The following is an 18110-nucleotide window of genomic DNA, read 5'->3' on the forward strand; positions in this document are numbered from 1 at the left end:
GCCAACAGTTGTAAACAGTCACAATTTGGATGTATCGATTCAAGAGAGTAATTTGATGCAACTTAAAAAGGCGGCTACTATACAGAGTGCAAGATAATTTTTACAGACCAGTTACCAAGGAGTCGCGGCATGGGGCAGGGAAGGTTAATTTCATTTAGAAGAGAACGGATCAATAAGTCTATGAAGCTAATTAGGGACGAGATTGATTACTATTTCAATCTAGATAAAATCACAGTTCGAGTAAAAAACTTTGATTTAAAGGGCAAATCAGTCAGCCTGTATCTTCATTCTGGTAATTGCCATGTTTATAAAGATCCCTCGAAGGGGTGCTCATTATTTCTTCAAGGCTTAGTAGATTTAGATAAGCACAAAGATACAGACAAATCGAATCCCAAGCATTGTCCATATGTTAATCAACTAATGAAAGAGGAACCGGATCGTATGTTTCCGATTTATTTATACAAATATAAATGCGGTCACTACAGTACAGGTCAAGGGCAGCATAGATTTTGTATTTCTGGCACATTAGGCAGACCCATCCCTACAGTGATTTTGGGGTTTGAAATTCATTTGAATTGTGGTTCATGTTCAGAGGAAGGGGTTTATTCACTAAAAATTTTTTAACAGAGGGAGATATTTCATTCATGTATAAAATTAATTTGTTTGAATCATCTATGCACTCTAATCATTTGAACAACAATACATACATAAAGTTTGACTTTGACTTAAAAATCTCTGAAAGCATCCAGTTTATTGACATCCAGGTGTCGGATCAAACACACAGGCTTCAAAACATTTTGGATATTCAGGTATCAGCAAAGGTTAACTCTACTTTCTTAAAGAAAGCTGTGGGTCAAGTCCAACCTAATATTCGTGTGTTCAATCAAGGCTCTGGTTATAGAGAATGGGATTGGATATTTGACTCAAACGATATCTCTGCCATAGAAGGGGTTCGTTCTGGTGACTTGTATTTCACAATTGATGTAACTGTAATAAACATAGCAGTGAAAGCGAAAAATAGAATTGCAGAATACTTAGTCAATGTTTTTCGGTTTCTTTTAATTCCCCTTCGAACGATCAGTGAAGGCTTGAACATCCCCACAAACCAAATAGGAGGTATAGCAAGAGATACAATAAAAAAGTTCATGGCTATAGCATCTTGCAGCGACATGCTTGTAAAAACAATAAATTCTAATATAACAATGAGACCAATAATAATCAGAAGCTTTTTGATTTAAGCATTAAACATCCCCCTTCTTTACTCATACCATTTAAACTATCGGAAACTTACATTCATTTGTAAATACTCTAATGATAAAAACTCTTCTTTAACAAATAAAACCCGTCACTGACGGGTTTTATTTGTTATGGCTTTAGCCAGTTGAGCGCGTGAAACGCGGGAAACATAAAACCACCCGCTATTATAAGAAGAAAAATAAAGTATTAGATTCTTAGATGTTGAATTGACAGTTTTTTTGTATCGGAACAATCGTCGGCTATAGAAAACTAGGTTTTAGATTGTCCGAAATCCGTTCATTGCAATTAAGACTTCATGCATCTGTGATGTTCCTTCTATGATTTCATTGATTCTGGCATCTCTAAAATATCGTTCAATAGGATAATCCCGGCTGCAGCCGTTGGCTCCGTGAATTTGAACAGCATCGCTGGCAATTTTGTTGACTATGCTTGCTGAATAATATTTAGCAGCCCATGTTTCCATAATGGTATCGGGATCGCCAATGTCCTTCAAATTTCCTGCATGAAAGCACATAAGTCTTGCAGCTTTAATACTTACAATCATTTCCGAGATCATCTTCTGGATGAGCTGGTATTCTCTAAGAGGTCTTCCGAATTGCTTTCTTTTTCTAGCGTAATGAACACTTGCCTCCAGACATGCTTGTGCCGTACCAACGGCCCCCCAGGCTACCGTATATCTTCCATAGTCTAAACAGGTTAAAGCTATGTGCGACAGGCCTGTACCCGGTGCCCCTATAATGCTGTCAGCCGGAATCCGGCAATCCTCCAAGGTGAGTTCTGTAATCATGGAAGCCCGGCAGCCGAGCAGTCCCTTCATTGGTTTAATTGTCAGATTCGGATTGTCCCTCTCCACCAGGAAAGCCGTAGGTTTTCCATCCAACTGGGCCATAATAATAAATACGTCAGCGATCTGCCCCATCGTAATCCATTTTTTCACCCCATTCAGGATGTATGAATCTTCATGCAAAATAGCGGATGTACTTACACTTTTGGCATCGCTGCCTACAAGAGGTTCTGTCAGACCAAATGCCCCGATCTTACTGCCGCTGGCCAGCTTAGGGAGCCAGTAATCCTTCTGTGTCTCAGTTCCCCATCTCAGAATACCCAATGCGACCATTCCATGAACGGTTAACAGACTGCGAACAGAGGCACATCCTCTGCCAATCTCTTCGTTAAGCAGCCCGGTTTCCACCATATTAAGCATTGTTCCGCCATATTGCTGTGGAATCATAGTACCCAGGTAGCCTGATTGTTTCATGTATTCAAGAACCTCATCTGTCAATTTTTCCTCTTCATCATGCTGCTGTGCATAAGGGGCTATTTTTTCGTCGGTAAAACATCTGAATTGTTTTTGCAGTTCGATTTGTTCTCTGGTTAAACGAAAATCCATCATATCAGGCCGCCTTATCTATATGGAATTTGGTTGTAATAATAATATATTATTACATAATTATCTTTGATAACAGATTATATTGTATATTTATGCATATTTTTAGTAGACAAATGGATATTTTTGCCTTACTATTGTTTTGTGAATTAGGATCTGATTACATAATAGTCTAACTATTGGAAATAAAACATTATGTGCCATATATCATAAAAAATATAGGAGTGTGCGGAAAATGAAGAAAGTCGGTGTCATCGGAGCAGGTGTCATGGGAGTTGGGGTCGCACAGAATTTGGCTCAATCCGGATTTAATGTGCGACTGGTAGATGTTAACGAGGATATTTTGATACATGCGAAAAGAGAGATATATAACAATGCAAGAATGCACCAGTTCTATACGCGGGGGAAGGAATCCTTTGATCCAGACGAGGTGTTAAGCCGCATCGAAGGCGATCTCCATATGGATGTTCTCAGTGATTGCGACTTTATTATCGAGAACGTAACGGAAAAATGGGAGGTTAAAAAGGATATATATCCGGCTTTGGACAAGATTTGCCCTGAATCTGCGGTTTTTGCAGTCAACACCTCATGTATATCTATTACAAAGATTGGTGGGCTTACCCGTCGCCCCGACCGTATCCTGGGCATTCATTTCATGAATCCTGTACCCTTAAAATCCACGGTGGAGGCCATCCGGGGCGCTTATACTTCACAGGAAACGATTGATTGTGCAGCCGGCATCCTAGCGGGAATGGGCAAGAAATACATATTAGTTAACGATATGCCGGGATTTGTGTCAAACCGGGTGTTAATGCTGACGATCAATGAAGCGATCTGGACGGTACAGGATCAGGTTGCCCCGCCAGAGGATGTCGATCGTATTTTCAAAGAATGTTTCGGCCATACCAGCGGACCGCTTGAAACAGGTGATCTCATCGGGCTGGATACCATACTGTATTCACTTGAAGTGTTGTACGAATCGTACCAGGACCCGAAGTTTAGAGCCTGCCCTCTCTTGCGCCAGATGGTGTCGGCGGGAAAATGCGGACGCAAATCCGGTCAGGGCTTCTATCAATATTAATCTCCATATATGCAAAAAAACAAAAAAAGGAGAATGGCTAATGTCAGATATTAAATCGGATGTTCGTGCATTTTTGTCCCGCTATGTGAAAAATCAGGATATTCAGGATGATGAGGACATCTTCAGCTCTGGTGCTGTTAACTCCCTGTTCGCAATGCAGCTCATTATGTATCTGGAATCCCGCTTCAGCATCCGCATTACGAATCAGGAGATGAATCCCGATAATTTCAAATCTATCAATTCCATTGAACAGACAGTTAACCGGCTGCTTGCTTAGCGGGCTAGATCAAAGGGAAAGGGTGTTTGGGGATTGAACTTACATGGAAATCATACCGGGGATAACGTACAGCAGACTGTCGAGGAAGTCAAAGTTAAGTGCGTCGTATGGGATTTGGATCATACCCTTTGGGAAGGGATTTTGCTTGAGGACAAGCAGGTGGGCTTGAGGGAAGGCGTTCTGGAGGTCATTAAGAGGCTGGATGAAAGGGGCATTCTGCTGTCTATTGCCAGCAGGAACGATGCCAGCCAAGCGATGCTGAAGCTGAAGGAGCTGGGTATCCATAGCTACTTCCTGTACCCGCAAATATCCTGGGAGCCAAAATCAGAATCGGTTAAACGAATAGCTGCCCTGATCAACATCAATCCGAACACCATTGCCTTTATTGATGATCAACCCTTTGAAAGAGACGAGGTCCGTTATTCGCTGCCTGAAGTAAGATGTATTGCCGCTGAAGACATTTCGTCAATCCTGGACAGGCCCGATATGAACCCCAGATTCATTACCGAAGATTCCAGGATGCGCCGGAGCCTGTATAAGAACGATATAGAAAGAAAAGAAGATGAAGAACGTTTTTCGGGTACCATAGAGGAGTTTCTTGCTACCTTGGATTTGGATTTTAGCCTTTACCCGGCCAGCGAGGGAGATTTGCAGCGGGCCGAAGAGCTGACCGTAAGAACCCATCAGCTGAATGCTACAGGCTATACCTATTCTTATCAGGAATTGGATGAGTTCCGGCAATCAGACCGGCACCGGCTTTGGGTAGCGGAGCTGGAAGATAAATATGGAACCTACGGAAAAATCGGACTTGCCCTCGTTGAATGCTCTGAGGATATATGGACGCTCAAACTGCTGCTCATGTCCTGCCGAGTGATGTCCCGCGGCGTCGGGTCCGTCATGCTGAATTTTGTGATGCGTGAAGCCCGCAAGGCGGGATGTAAGCTGAGAGCGGAATTTGTTGAAAATCCTTGGAACCGGATGATGTATGTTACATACAAATTCGCCGGCTTTCAGGAGATCGGAGAGAACGGAAATACGGTGCTGCTTGAACATGATCTGTCTGCTATTCAGCCTTTTCCCGATTACATAAAGATGAAAACCAGCAAAGAATAGGAGAGAGCAACCATGGAGAAGCTTGCTTTTATTTTTCCCGGTCAGGGGTCACAGTACATTGGAATGGGACAGGCGCTTGCCCGGGAGTATTCAGTAGTCCGGCGGACCTTCGAAGAAGCAGGCGATCTTTTGGGATACGATCTTGCCAAGATTTGCTTCGAGGGTAGTTATAGTGATATGTCAGATTCTTCTATCGTTCAACCGGCTCTTCTAACAACGAGTATCAGTGCTTATCGAGTCTATATGCAGGAGATCGGAATTCAGCCCGATTATACAGCAGGACACAGCCTGGGTGAGTACGCTGCACTTACAGTCAGCGGAGCAATTACGTTCAAGGATACCTTACAGCTTGTACACCGGCGTGGGGAACTCACTCAACGTCATATTGAGTCGGGAATTGGTCGAATGACGATAGTAGATGGCGTGGCTTTGGAGAAGGTAGAGCTTGAGTGCAGCTCCGCTGATCCATCAGGCTCCAGGGTTAGCGTCAGCTGTCTGAATGCTCCGGAGCAGACCGCCCTCTCGGGAGAAAATCAGACAATGGATCTGGTTGAGATGAGCCTGAGAAATATGGGTGCAACGATAACCCCTTTATTTCGCAGCGCTCCTTTTCATCATCCTTTAATGGCCGGGGTCTCTGAACAATTTGCCGAATCTCTTCAATCAATTCATTTCTCCCGCCTTCGCTGGCCGGTCATTTCCAATGTGACCGGACAGCCTTACTCGGATGAAGAAACGGCAGCTGACTTGCTGAAACGGCAGATCACTCATCCGGTTAGGTGGGTTGATACGATGAGCTTTCTTAGCGGGCAGAACATCAGCCTGACAGTTGAATTTGGCCCCAAAACCGTATTGAGCAGTTTGGTAAAAGCCAATATCCCTAGTGGAATAACTTCGTTCGGTTTTGATACGGCTTCGGATCGGCAGGCCCTTAATCAATATTTGAGCCTGCAGAACAGCTTCATATAATCCAATCTATATCTAGGAGGTTCTTATGCTATACCTTAATACGGATGATCTGAACCGAATCGGATTACATTGGAAAGAAACGGTTCGTGAAATTGAGAAGGCAACAGAATGCTTGCATGCAGGTGATTTCTCCCAGCCGGTCAAACCCTATGTGCGTTTTAAAGACCCAGCCAACCGCATTATTGCGATGCCAGCCTTTGTCGGCGGATCTTTTTCGATGGCTGGAATCAAATGGATCGCCAGCTTCCCGAACAATATTAATCAGGGGATACAGCGTGCACATTCGGTTACCGTTCTGAACGACGCTTCGTCCGGGAAGCCGGTCTCCATCATAAACAGCGGTCTGATCAGCGGGATCAGAACCGCCTCGGTCTCCGGTTTGGTTATACAGAAGTTTTTGCAAGCCCAAAAGAAATCTCATCTAACCGCAGGAATTATCGGATTCGGCCCTATCGGACAGCTCCATCTGAAAATGATCGCTGCGCTTTTCCCGGAAGAAATAGAGCGGGTACTTATCTATGACCTGCGCGGAGTGGATACAGAAAATATCAACAGTTCTATCCGGGACCGCGTTACCGTCTGTGATCACTGGAAAGAGGTTTACGGGAAATCGGATATTTTTATGACATGCACGGTATCGAAACACCGGTATATTGACCGAAAGCCCAAAGACGGAGCTTTACTGCTCAATGTGTCTCTGCGGGATTTCACCGCGGACATTTACGAATACACCCGGCAAATCGCTGTTGACGACTGGGATGAGGTATGCCGGGAAAACACGGACATCGAGATGCTGCATAAGCTTAAGAATCTGCAAAAAGAAGGTACCTTCTCCATCGGGGATATCGTTATCAATGGCGCTTTTAAACACTTGTCCACTGCTGAAGCCGTGATGTTCAATCCGATGGGGATGGCGGTATTTGATATCGCAGTGGGTTCCTATTTTTATCGAATGGCCGCTGGGCTTGGAGCTGGAATTGAGCTTAAAGAGTAGGTAAAGGAGGCTCCTTATGATTTCTTGGGATCTGCTCAACAATATTATGGCTGCTTCGTTTACCCGAGCAGGAATCGGCTATCTCACCCGTTCAAGAGTTCAAACCAAGGGCAGTCTGATCATACCCGGGTTAACATACGAATCCCGGGTATACCGGGACCAAAGAGGCGTACCGCATATCGAAGCGGAGACTGAAGAGGATCTGTATCAGGTGCAGGGATACATCACGGCACAGGACCGTTTGTGGCAAATGGATATGATGCGCCGGCTTGCCGGAGGAGGGCTGGCCGAAATTATCGGCAGCGCCCAGTTAAGAAGCGACAAGCTTTTCCGGACGCTTCAGCTGCGGCAGTCCGCCGAACGTTCTCTTGCTGCTTACTCTGAGAAGACACGTATGATCATGGACAGCTATTGCAAGGGGGTTAACGCTTACATCCAACAGGTGACGGGGAAGGGAAAGCTGGCTTTGGAATTCAAGCTGCTGCGGTATCGGCCGGCTCCCTGGCATCCGATAGACTGCCTCATGATCCTCAAGCTGATGTCATATGACATGAGCGAAAATTGGCGGGCCGAGACTTATCGTTATCAGCTGGCTAAAAAGGCCGGACTCCACTTATGCACCCAATTGTTCCCCGTATATCCGCCGGACGGGTTTGTCACGGTTAAGTCAAGCCCTCAATCCACCGGAGGCGGTAAAGAATGCAGCAGAGTACCATTGCAGCCTTCCATTAATCCGCTCCTTGATCTTGAAGAGCTCCTCGCAGCGACAACAGAGCTACCGGACGAAACAGCTGGGTCCAACGCTTGGGTATTATCAGGGAGACATACCAAATCAGGCTATCCGATTTTGGCCAATGATCCGCACATTAACCACAGTAATCCTTCACTTTGGTATCAATCGCATCTAGTGATCATTAAAGACGGAGTGACTCGTAAAAATGTGATCGGGGTAAGCATACCGGGTGTGCCTGGCATCACGCTGGGCCATAACGAGCACATCGCCTGGGGAGTTACGAACACAAAAATTGATACACAAGATTTGTATATAGAAAAAATAAATCCCAAAGACAAATACAAGTATGAATATGACGAACGCTGGTTAGACGCCGAAATATACCGCGAAAAAATAAAGGTCAAGGGAGAGCCTGAAACCGAGCTTGAGGTTATGGTTACGCATCACGGTCCCATTTTATGTGGCGTACTCGGGATGGATGAAGAGCTTGAAGACGATTCGGAAGCATTGGCCCTGTCATGGCCGGCTCATCTGCCTACCACAGAGCTGGAAGCCGTGCTGGCTTTCAATGATGCGAAAGATTGGAAGGAGTTCAGAACTGCGCTGAGGCAGTATCAGACTCCGGTACTAACCTTCATGTTCGCGTCAAAGGATGACATAGCTTCCAAGGTAGCGGGACTAGTGCCGATCCGGCAGAACCATGACGGCCTGCTGCCCGTTCCGGGATGGAAGAAAGCATATGAACCTACCGGTTATATTCCGTTTGATGAACTTCCAGAGTCAGTGAATCCGCAAGAAGGTATGATTATCAGCGCTAACAACAAATTAGCTGACGAAAGTTATCCATACTTCCTGTCATACGCTTGGGCTCCTCCTTACCGGGCAAACCGTATTTACGAAATGCTCTCCAAAATGTCGGGGATAAGGGCCGAGGAGATGATGAAGCTTCAGGTTGACTACATGAATCCGCAGGCTGATTTGCTTTTGCCAATTCTGCTTCCAAGAATCCGGCTGCACGCTAAGCTTGCTCCTGCTGAACAGTCGGCTTTAGATATCCTGGAGCACTGGAACCGGAAGGACGAAGCGGATCAGGCCGCACCGCTTATTTTTTATAAATGGGTGGATGAATTGGGAAGGGCCATCTTCGAGCCTGTTATGGGAAAGGTGCTCTTCACCCGGATGTTTGATAAGGTCAATGTTCTCGACAGGATGATTATTGAAGCCGATAAGGGAGTTGAAAATGATTGGTTCATTCGTGCAGGGGGATGGGCTGAAGCCGTTGTTAAGAGCTACAAGCAAGCTATCCAGGAGTGTGTCCGGCTGCAGGGGAATACTCCCGGCACTTGGACCTGGGGGACATATCACCGCATTGGTCCCGTGCATCCCTTCGGCGCAGCCGTAAAAGGCCTGAAAGGCTTGCTGAACACCAAAATGCGCCCCATCGGGGGCAGCAATATATCGGTGGGAGCGATGGTTCCGAACGCCACTGGTGCCGTATACTGGTCTGCATCCTGGCGGACGGTGGTTGACCTGTCTGATCTGAAACGCTGCTCCTATGATATCCTGGCACCGGGTCAATCGGGTAATGTATGTAGTCCGCATTATGAGGATCAAGCACAGAATCATGCCGCTGGACTGCAGTTCAATCAAAAAATGGACCCGGAAGAATACCGGCAGGGAACGCTGTTAAAAATGCTCCCGCAAGTGGAAACGGCTAAGCCGTCCTTATAAGAAGCCTATGCTTCCGAAGCAACGATACTCCAAAATCACTTTCAGGTATCCGTTTCATCGTAAATGACATTCTTTGCTATGAGGTGAGTGACGATGTCCCATTTTTTAAGTTTGGTGGAATTGATCCGATGGAGAGCAGCCATGCAGCCCACTCGGCAGGCTCTGGGATTTATGGTAAACGGTCAGGAGCAGGAAATAACCTATGCCGAACTGGACAACCGCGCCCGCTCCATAGCTGCGGTTCTTCAGGAATTGAAGCTGGACGGGGAACGGGCGCTACTGATGTATCCGCCCGGCCTAGAATATATAACGGCTTTTTTCGGGTGTTTGTATGCGGGAATTGTTGCAGTTCCGGTCTATCCGCCGAGGCTTAACCGCTCGTTGTCGCGGATTGAATCTATTGTAGCCAATGCACAGGCTAAGCTAGCGCTAACGAGCGACAGGATCTATCAGAGCATCCAGAATCAGTTAACCGGTTCGTCTGAGCTGCGGAAACTGAAATGGTTAACTTCGCATGACTTCCTCAAAGCGGGAGATGGGGTGTACTGGAAGGAAATGAAATCAAAGGAAAACACCCTGGTCTTCCTGCAATATACTTCTGGATCGACTTCCCAGCCCAAGGGTGTACGGTTGACAAACGGCAATTTGCTGCATAATGCGGGACGGATTACCCATTCCTTTGGCTTAACAGAAGAGACCAAGCTTGTGCTCTGGCTTCCGCCTTATCACGATATGGGATTGATCGGCGGCATTATATCTCCGTTGTATGCTGGACTGCCCTCTACGCTGATGGCGCCGGTGGACTTCCTGCAGAGTCCTTTCCAATGGCTAAAGATGATTTCCGACAAGAGGGCGACTGTAAGCGGAGGACCGAATTTCGCCTATGATTTATGTGTCGAGGCCATAACCGAGGAGCAAATGGAAGGTCTAGATCTGACGAGCTGGCGTTTGGCCTTTAACGGAGCAGAACCAATAAGAGCAGAGACCTTAGAGCGGTTTAGGGACAAATTCTCGGTGAGCGGGTTCAAGAATGATGCCTATTTCCCTTGTTACGGACTGGCTGAATCGACGCTGATGGTTACTGGAGGAGAGCTCGGAAAGGGACCTTCAGTCTCTGCTTTTTCAAGAAAAGCATTGGGTGAGCATAAGGTAAGGACTCCGAAAGATCAGGAAGACCAGATGATCCTGATTGGGTCAGGCGGAAATATGGAAGGCCAGGACATTTGTATTGTACGACCGGATACGTCCGAAGTTTGTGATGTTGATGAAATCGGAGAAATCTGGGTTTCCAGCCCGAGCGTTGCGGAAGGCTATTGGAATAACCAGGAAGCAACCGGGCAGAGTTTTGGAAGAAGGCTCCTAGACGATCCCCGTCTCTATTTGGCAACAGAGGACCTAGGATGTATGCGAAATGGCGAGCTCTATATAACAGGCCGTAAAAAGGATCTGCTGATTATACACGGCATCAATTATTATCCTCAGGATATCGAAGCCTCAGCCGAACAAGCCCATCCCACGCTTCGCCTTGGCCACGGTGCGGTTTTTTCAGTTGAGATGAACCGGCAGGAAATGCTGGTCATTGTACATGAGGTTGAGCGCAAATACCGGAAAAGCTTGAATCCCGAAGAGGTCAGCGATGCCATTCGTTCCCGGATCGCGGAGGAGTTCGGACTGCAGACCTATGCCGTTATTCTCTTGAATCCAGGACGTATTCCCAAAACCTCAAGCGGTAAGATCCAGAGACAGCTATGTAAAAAAGAATTTCTGTCAGGAACCCTGGATATGCTCAGTAATAACTACATTTCAAGTGAACCGCCAACCACAGATTCACCCGATCAGCAGGAGCTGCTGAAGCTGCCGGTTGAAGAGCGGGCTGTGCGCATCGGTCGCTACGTTCGGGGCTTGCTTGCAAATGCGCTGAACATTGATGAGTCCCGTCTTTCAAGGGATGAGTCCATAGTGAACTGGGGATTGGACTCTCTTGCAGCTCTTGAATTGATTAACCGAGTTAACACTGACTTAGGGGTTTCCTTGTCGGTGGTGAACCTGCTTAACGGAACCAACCTTCCCGAATTAACACAGGACATTTGCAGAAAGATGGAGGAAGGGACTGCCGAACCTGCTTCTATTATTAATGAAGAGATGAGCTGGAACCATCAGCTTTCCTATGGACAAAAAGCTTTGTGGTTCCTTCAGCAGTATGAGCCGAGGAACACCGCTTACAATCTGTCGTTTGCCGTTAAATCCTCATCGGGATTTCAAGAGGTCGCACTACAGCAGTCCTTTCAATATCTCATCGAACGACATGAAGTGCTGCGGACTGTCTATCCTATGGAAGATAAACAGCCAGTCGCCAGCACTCTTACAAACGCCATACTCAATTTTGAAATCATCGATGTAGCTGACCATGACGAACAGAAGCTGCGGTCTCTGCTGTCCTGTGAAGCACACAAGCCGTTTAAGCTGGAGCAGGAAGTGTTCCGCATACGGCTTATACGAACTTCGCAGGCAGGCGATATTCTGCTGCTATCCGTGCATCATATCGCGGCGGATCTGTGGTCTCTTGTGCAGCTGATGGAGGAATGGGGGGAGGTATACCCCAAATTGGTAAGCGGTGAGCAAGTCCGGTTGCCGGAGTCTGTCGGACGGTACAGATCCTTTGTTATGCAGCAGCAGGAGCTTCTGGACAGTCGGTGCGGACAAGAGCTTGCTGCTTACTGGGAGGAGCAGTTCTCCAAGCCTATCGAACAGCTTGCATTGCCTTTGGATAAGCCAAGACCTAAAAATATGAGCTATAAAGGCTCCTGTTACGATTTTGAGATTGGGCAGAAATTGACGAAGGCGATTAAAGACCTGTCCAGGGCTCAGGGTGTAACCCTGTATGCCTTGCTTATGGCGTCTTTTCAAGTACTGCTTCATCACTACAGCGGGCAATCAGAGATTTGTGTTGGTACTCCTACTGCTGAGCGCCATGACCCGAATATGAAGGATACGGTCGGGTATTATGTTAATCCGGTTGTAATCCGCGGTTCTGTAGAGGATAACCTGTCCTTTGTCCAATTTCTTAAGACAATCCAACAACAGGTGCTTGGCGCAATTCAGCATCAGGGCTATCCGTTTGCAAGGCTGCTCGAACACCTGCAGGTGACAAGAGACCTCGGGGTTTCTCCTCTATTCCAGGTGATGTTTGTTCTGGAGAAACCGCAGAAGCTGGAGCATCTGTCCAGTATCATTCTTGGACGTTCCGGGGAGAAATTTGCCCTTGGGGAGTTGCAGCTGGAATCTTTCGGACTGCAGCCGCAGACTTCTCAGTTCGACCTTACACTTATGATCGTGGAGACGGAAGGAACGCTCGGAGCCAGACTGGAGTACAATACGGATTTGTTCACAGCGGATACGGCCAAAAAAATGGCAGAAGCATTCAAAGTTCTGCTCGGTGGGATTGCGGCCGATCCGGATTGTCCGGTGTCCCGTTTGCCTGTAATCCCTGCGGACGAACGGAGAAAGGTCCTAACGGAATGGAACGCTACGCAGTGTGAGTACGAGCTGGACAAGCCCTTGATCCGGTGGATTGAAGAGCAGGCCGAACGGACTCCGGACGCGATGGCCGTCCGATTCGAAGGCCGGGAGCTGACTTACAGCGAGCTGAACCGTCAAGCGGAACAACTGGCTAGACGGCTCCGCAGAATGGGCGCTGGTCCAGACCGGTTCGTGGGCATCAGCGTAGAACGCTCGCTTGAGATGATGGTCGGGCTGCTGGGCATCTTAAAGTCCAGGGCAGCCTATGTTCCGCTGGACCCTACGTATCCCCGGGAGCGGCTGGCTTTCATGCTGCAGGACGCTGGAGTGCCGATCCTGCTGACCCAGTCCCATCTGGCCGCAGGACTGCCGGAGCATGCTGCGCAGATCGTGCTTCTAGACGGGCCAAAGTCCGCACCACCGGAGGAGATTGTGGAAGAGGAACCGGTGAAGTCGGCTGCAGGACCGAAGAATGCGGTGTATATGATCTACACCTCGGGTTCGACGGGTACTCCCAAAGGCGTGATTAATATTCAGGAAGCGGTGGTGAACCGCCTGCTGTGGATGCAGGATACTTTCCGCCTCACGCCGGAGGACCGGGTGATGCAGAAGACGCCGATCAGCTTCGACGTATCGGTGTGGGAGTTATTCTGGCCGCTGATGACCGGAGCCGGGCTAATTATCGCAGCGCCAGAAGGGCATAAGGACCCGGATTACCTCCTTCGGCTGATCCGCAAGGAACAGGTGACGACGTTGCACTTCGTGCCGTCGATGCTGCAAATGTTCGTGGAGCAGCCCGGGGTGGAAAACACCGCGAGCCTGAAGCGGGTGATCTGCAGCGGGGAAGCTCTGCCGTATGAACTGCAAGAACGGTATTTCACGCAGGTCGGTGCAGAGCTGTGGAATCTGTACGGGCCGACGGAAGCAGCGATTGACGTAACCTTCTGGAAGTGCAGCCCGGGAACAGGAACGAGCAACATACCGATTGGATATCCGGTGGCCAATACGCAGATGTATGTGCTGAACCGGGAGCTGCAGCCGGTGCCGGCGGGTGTCACGGGAGATTTGTACATCGGGGGCGTGCAGTTAGCCCGAGGATATCACGGCCGGCCGGATTTGACGAACGAGCGGTTCTTGCCGGACCCGTTCCGCAAAGATACGGGATCACGAATTTATAAGACGGGGGATTTGGCCAGATACGGGCCGGACGGAAGACTGGAGTACGCCGGACGGAGCGATGACCAGATCAAGCTGCGAGGATTCCGGATTGAGCTGGGGGAAATTGAAGCGGCAATGCTGAAGCATTCTGAGGTAGTGGAAAGTGCCGTTGTTGTGCGGGAGGACGGCCGTGCCGGGAAACGGCTGATCGGATACTGGACATCGAAGAAGCCGGGGCGTGTGAGTGGGGCAGAGCTACGGAGCTTTCTGAAAGAGGAGCTGCCAGAATACATGGTTCCGGCGGCGTGGGTGGAAGTGGAGGCGATGCCGCTGACACCAAGCGGAAAGACAGACCGCCGTCAGCTGCCGATGCCGCAGGAGAGCAGGCCAGAACTTGCGACAGGGTATGTCCCGCCGTCAACCGAGACAGAGCGCAAGCTGGCTGACATTTGGCAGGATGTGCTGGGTGTAGACCGGGTAGGCGTTAACGATAACTTTTTCACCTTGGGCGGTCATTCCATTATGGCAACACAACTGGCGTCATGGATAAGGGAATCTTTAGAGGCCGAGATCTCGCTGAAAGCGATTTTTGAGAATCCGACAATCAGCGAGATGTCACGTTACCTTGAGCAGCACAGTCTACCCTCTGCTTATGGCGAATCCTCTGAGAAGTTAGAAGGATTTAATGCAGGTGCTGATGACCGCGACGCAGATTATCCGCTTTCTTTTGCTCAGCAGCGGTTATGGTTCCTGAATAACTATATGGAAGATAAAGCGGCCTACAATATTCCCGGCGCACTAAGGTTCAAGGGAAACTTGAATCTACAAGCTCTTCGCAGCAGCCTGAACGAGATCGTCAATCGTCACGAAGGTCTTCGCTCTGCTTTTCATGAGTTAAGCGGTATTCCTTTTGTTCAAATACGAGAATGGGTATGTCTGGAGCTTGAACTGCTGCCTTGTCCATATGCCAAGGAGGATCGGGAATCTGCAATTCAGCGGTTGGCTGCGGAGGAGGCAAGCAGACCCTTTGATCTGTCCAGCGATCCACTCATCCGGGCGTCTTTGTTCCGTTTAGATACGGAAGATCATCTGTTTCTAGTCACGATGCACCATATTGTCTCGGACGGCTGGTCCTTAGCGATATTTACGCAAGAATTGTCCAAGCTCTACAACGCCTATTTGCATCATAAGACTTCACCTCTGACTCCGCTTCAATACCAATATTCACATTATGCACGCTGGCAGCGCCGCTCTTCGGCAGAACCGCAATGGACAAGTCAACTGAATTACTGGAAAAAGAAGCTGCGTAGCCTTAAGCCTGTCCTGATGCTTCCTGCTGATTTCCCGCGTCCCGAACAGCAGCGGTTTAGAGGGAGTGTGCAACGGTTTAGGCTGGATGTTGGATTGCTTGAGTCACTACAAGAGCTGGGGCGTTCTGAGGGAGCTACCTTGTTCATGACTGTTCTGGCGGTATTTACTATGTTGCTTGGCCGATATACGAATGAAGACGATATTGCAGTGGGGACGCCCATCGCAGGCCGGAACCGGAAAGAGATAGAACCCATTATTGGCTTGTTTGCCAATACCCTGGTTCTGCGGACAGATCTGTCAGGGACAACTGACTTTAGACAGTTACTTCGCAAAGTCCGTGAGAGCTGCCTTGAAGCATATGATCATCAGGATGTTCCATTCGAGAAGCTTGTGGAGATATTGCAGCCGGTACGGAATCCTATGTATTCTCCCTTGTTCCAGGTGATGTTCATTTTGCAGAACAACGAGCTTCCGGCTATTAGGCTCGATCATATCCTTACGGAGCCGGTCCAATATGACCAGGGCATTGCCAAGTTTGATTTAACGCTGACGTTCGAAGAAACGGCCAGCGGACTGGAAGGGAATTTCGAATATAACACTGATTTGTTTCATCCGGATACGATAAACAGGATGGCGGGTTATTTCCAGGATCTGCTTCACGCTGTAACAGCGCATCCAGACTGGAATATCCATACCTTGTCTATACCGCAAAAAGAATATCTGCAGACAAGCGGAGAACCGCAGTATGGAGAGGTACAGCCGTCAACCAAAGGATTCATTGGACTGTTTGAAGAGCAGGTACACCGGACACCGAATTCCGCAGCCATTGTATATGAAGGGCATACGGTCTCCTATTCGGAATTAAACGGGCGTGCCGAGCTATTGGCTGCCAGGCTGCTGAAGGAAGGGATCGGGGAAGGTTGCCCCGTCGGTCTTTTTATGGAAAGATCGCCTGATTTTGTGGTGTCCTTCCTGGGGATATTGAAATCCGGAGCCTTATGCGTCCCGATCGATGCTGAATGTTCAACTGGAAGAATCAACACGATAGCCGAAGACTCTGGTATGCTGCTGATTCTTACCCAGCAGCATCTAAAAGAAAAGCTGCCGTCATTCTTGGAACAAATCATCACTATTGACGATGCCAGAATAACACGGTCCAATTGTGGCATGGAGGACAGTCTTGAGTTTAAAACCCGCTTGAAGCCTGAACAGCCGGTATGCCTATTATACGCCTCCGGCAGTGGTTCAGCACCCCGGGGAGTTATTGTCACACATTCCTCTCTGACAGTTCAAGCGAAAAGGATGGAAGACTTGCTCAAGAAAGAGCTGACAGAAAAACCTCTGCGGGCAGGATGGACCGGTTCTACTGAATCGGAGAGCCTTCTGACGCAGTTGCAGTATCTTTTATATGGGCATACCCTGTATCCTGTCCGGCATGACATTCGTACAGAATCCACCGAGATGCTCACTTTTGCAAGAAAACATGAAATCGAAGTATTTGTCTGTACGCCGCCTCAGCTGCGAATGCTGATCGGAGAGGGGCTAATACTTCAGCGCCCAACCGCACTGAAGACGATTTGTGTTATCGATGAGCTGCTGGACCAAACACTGTGGAGTAGCTTGGCGAAGAGCGAGGATATCCGTTTCTATCAAATTTTCGGACTGCCGGAGCTGGCGGGAGCAGCGATTGGATGCCGGATTGCAGATTACGCGGAGCCTTGTCTGGGTCAGCCTTTATATGACGTGAAGCCAGCCGTTCTAAACCGGTACAAGCAGCCAGTACCCTTAGGAGCACCCGGAGAACTGTATTTTACCCAATCTGATCCTGGGCCGCTGTATTGGAAAAGCGCTGCTGTACATCATGCAGAAACGAGTTCACTGCAGGCTGAATGGTTCAGTTCCGGTATTTGGGTCCGCAGATTGCAGGACGGTACTATCCGCTACATTGGAACAATAGATGATGACGCCGAATCCGAAGGTTTCCGCATGGAGAAAGAACCTGTTGAAGCTGTCTTGTATCGTCATCCTGCGGTCAGACAGGTGTGCATAAAGAAAATTGACGCGGGTCCTGTCCCTGTGCTTGCAGTATATCTGTCAGTTTATCCAGAGAGCGTAACGGCTTCCGAATTGAAAGAGTACATGCACATGAGGCTGCCGGGTCATTTGATCCCTCGGTATCTGGTTCTGCTTGACAACATTCCTTTAACCTATGGTGGCCAATATGACATGGTGAGCCTGCCTCATCCGGACACCACCAGCAACCCAGCAGAATGCAGCGCAGAACCAAGAAATGCGATTGATGAATTCATATTGAAATACTGGCGGGAGCTTCTTGGAGCACCTAATATGGGCATTAACGATCATTTCTTTGAATGGGGCGGGCATTCCCTGTTGGCTATGGAAGTGATATCTCAGATCCGGGACGAGTTCGGCGTGCACCTTTCTGTTAAGCATTTGTTTGATTCACCTACAGTTGCCCGTTTGAGCAATGAAATCGAGCGTCTTCTCATCGAGGAAATCGAGAGCATGGATGAAGAAGAAGCCCGCTTGCTGCTGGAAGCCGAATAGGGACTAGATCGT

At 48.4% G+C, this 18110-nt stretch carries 10 protein-coding genes; 9 read left to right on the forward strand and 1 reads right to left on the reverse strand.

Features of this window, described 5'->3' with window-relative positions; translation table 11 throughout:
• The first annotated feature begins 129 nt into the window (after positions 1–129).
• Both MHI45_RS01950 and MHI45_RS01955 read left to right on the forward strand, forming a co-directional pair.
• Positions 130–624, forward strand: coding sequence for a hypothetical protein (locus MHI45_RS01950; protein ID WP_076114631.1), 495 nt, complete (start codon positions 130–132; stop codon positions 622–624).
• 20 nt (positions 625–644) lie between these two features.
• A complete protein-coding gene (locus MHI45_RS01955; protein ID WP_076114630.1) occupies positions 645–1238 on the forward strand; it encodes a hypothetical protein in 594 nt (197 codons plus the stop codon).
• Between the two features lie 275 nt (positions 1239–1513).
• Here MHI45_RS01955 and MHI45_RS01960 read toward each other — a convergent pair whose 3' ends face one another.
• Entirely contained in the window at positions 1514–2650 is a 1137-nt protein-coding gene (locus MHI45_RS01960; protein WP_256718294.1) for an acyl-CoA dehydrogenase family protein, read from the reverse strand.
• Positions 2651–2879: 229 nt separating this feature from the next.
• Here MHI45_RS01960 and MHI45_RS01965 point away from each other — a divergent pair, with 229 nt between their 5' ends.
• The 7 genes from MHI45_RS01965 to MHI45_RS01995 all read left to right on the forward strand — a co-directional run bounded on the left by MHI45_RS01965 (position 2880) and on the right by MHI45_RS01995 (position 18098).
• The gene (locus tag MHI45_RS01965) at positions 2880–3725 is read left to right on the forward strand and encodes a 3-hydroxyacyl-CoA dehydrogenase family protein (RefSeq protein WP_076114510.1); all 846 of its coding nucleotides are present in this window, start codon (positions 2880–2882) and stop codon (positions 3723–3725) included.
• Positions 3726–3765: 40 nt separating this feature from the next.
• The gene (locus MHI45_RS01970; RefSeq protein WP_076114511.1) at positions 3766–4002 is read left to right on the forward strand and encodes an acyl carrier protein; all 237 of its coding nucleotides are present in this window, start codon (positions 3766–3768) and stop codon (positions 4000–4002) included.
• Between the two features lie 33 nt (positions 4003–4035).
• Entirely contained in the window at positions 4036–5115 is a 1080-nt protein-coding gene (locus MHI45_RS01975; RefSeq protein WP_076114512.1) for an HAD-IIIC family phosphatase, read from the forward strand.
• A 12-nt stretch (positions 5116–5127) separates the two neighbouring features.
• Positions 5128–6084 carry an ACP S-malonyltransferase gene (fabD, locus tag MHI45_RS01980; protein WP_076114513.1) on the forward strand — a complete coding sequence of 319 codons (957 nt, stop codon included), beginning with the start codon at positions 5128–5130 and terminating at the stop codon, positions 6082–6084.
• Between the two features lie 25 nt (positions 6085–6109).
• Positions 6110–7078: a 2,3-diaminopropionate biosynthesis protein SbnB gene (locus MHI45_RS01985; RefSeq protein WP_076114514.1), complete on the forward strand. Its 969-nt coding sequence runs from the start codon at positions 6110–6112 to the stop codon at positions 7076–7078.
• Between the two features lie 16 nt (positions 7079–7094).
• Positions 7095–9542 (forward strand): penicillin acylase family protein, encoded by a 2448-nt coding sequence (locus tag MHI45_RS01990; RefSeq protein WP_076114515.1) that lies wholly within the window; start codon positions 7095–7097, stop codon positions 9540–9542.
• Positions 9543–9635: 93 nt separating this feature from the next.
• On the forward strand, positions 9636–18098 hold the full coding sequence (locus tag MHI45_RS01995; protein WP_341118888.1) for an amino acid adenylation domain-containing protein: 8463 nt from the start codon (positions 9636–9638) through the stop codon (positions 18096–18098).
• The last annotated feature ends 12 nt before the right edge of the window (positions 18099–18110 follow it).

This window comes from Paenibacillus sp. FSL H3-0321 (genome assembly GCF_038002865.1).
Classification (GTDB): Bacteria; Bacillota; Bacilli; order Paenibacillales; family Paenibacillaceae; genus Paenibacillus_AQ.